The organism is Oleiphilus sp. HI0043, assembly GCF_001634935.1.
Window position 1 is genome coordinate 1 of record NZ_LWEY01001248.1, and the last position, 1,702, is coordinate 1,702.

Annotated in this window: 1 protein-coding gene; it reads right to left on the reverse strand. The window is 47.2% G+C overall.

Features of this window, described 5'->3' with window-relative positions; all coding sequences use genetic code 11:
- Nucleotides 1-1,702 (reverse strand): LamG-like jellyroll fold domain-containing protein (locus tag A3729_RS15540; RefSeq protein ID WP_197475875.1); only part of this gene is annotated, 1,702 nt, incomplete at both ends.

Here is a 1,702-nt window from a genome sequence, read left to right on the forward strand (position 1 = left end):
ATGGGACTCTGCACTACCGACACTTAATCCCGCATTACCGTTACCCGAATAATCCTCGATCGACACGCCTGCGCCCGACCAATTATTTTGCTCAAAGGCAAAGTGAGCAAGAGGCTGATAGGCGCCACATGAACGTGTCTCGGTATATAAGGCATTCACTTGCGAATCACTTAGAACGCTGTTGTATATTTTGACTTCATCTAGCTGACCTTGAAAGTACTCTGGCGAACCACCTGTATCTTCTATCCGGCCGATACTCGTGAAAGAGTTGCCAATCACACCTGCTGCTGCGGTGCCACTTTGATCCAACACGCCATCAATATATATTTTATACGCACCACTACCGGCATCACGTGTTAGTACCACATGATGAAAGCTATTATCATTGATCACTCCTGAGGATTTTGTTGAGTAATCGTTACCGACCGATAAGCCAATATGGCCCGAGGCATCGATCCAGCCCCAAAAGATATCGTCGGAGCCTCCCGCCTCTTCTATACCTGCAATACCGGGCGCCTGCCATCCGGTATTATTTCCTACTTGTGTGGTCTTGATCCAAAAACTCAGTGAAGAGGTTCCCGTAAGCGTTGTGCCTACGGCTGAGCTTTCAATGTAGTCATCAACACCATCGAAATCGCCTGCTCGGCAAAGGTGTGCTGTATTCGTTGTGTCTAAGCCATTTTGAGAACTGGCATTGCTAGAACTAGCTGAGCTATCCACCACATCACCTGATGAGCCAGACCAAGCCGTCTCGTCCATTCGAAATTCTGCGACAGGTTCAGGTAGCTCACCTGTGACCGCACATGAACTCAAAGCTGCACTTGGAATAGCTTCCCAACTGCCACCGTCACGGCGCCATTGCAAACGAGCATAAGCTTGACCAGTATGCTCAAAGTGCTCCATCTGAACGATATAGCCCTGCCCAGAATTTAATAATTGCGCCGCAGAAGTGCTCGAATAACGCGGTCCATGAAGGCTCCAGTCATTAATAATCTCACTACCTTCAAGGTCTAAGCGTACACCATCATCTGAATACAGCCGGAACTCATAACTACCTGTTTGTGTCGGTACCACATAGCCATTCCAACGAATACTGAAACGCTCATTATTTCCAGAGGTACTAGGGAAAATAGTCGGCGTTCCTGAGCCCCAACCAAAATCCACTTGGCTATCTTTACGCAGATATGCCGTACCGGTAAATAAACCTGAAGGCTGAGAAACCTTGGTTCCACTTCCGTTACGTTGATCAAAGTAATGACCAGTTAAACCAGAGAAATCAACGCTGTGATCAGTACCATCCACCGTCAAGGTATATGCCTGGCCCGCTACAATTCCTGTTACCTGCAATACAACCGTTGTGTCACTTTGCTGACTAACACTACTAATCGTCGCTGCATTTAAGGAGTAGTAGCTAGTATCTAAGGCATCACTATCAATGGTATTGTCGAATTCGACTACCAAGAGATTATCAACACCACAGGCACCATGGACACTATCAACATTCAATACACCACTCGCCCCTTCTCTCAAAGCAATTAAGTGACCAATGGCATCATCAAAAATTGTTGACGCCGTCGCGACTCGATCACCCGATGCACCTGCCGTAGGTCGAAGCTCATATGCGGCCATTGTTGTTATTCCGTCATTACCCTTATGTTCCTCAATATCGTACATTTCAGTCATACCGACAGGTGCGGAAAAC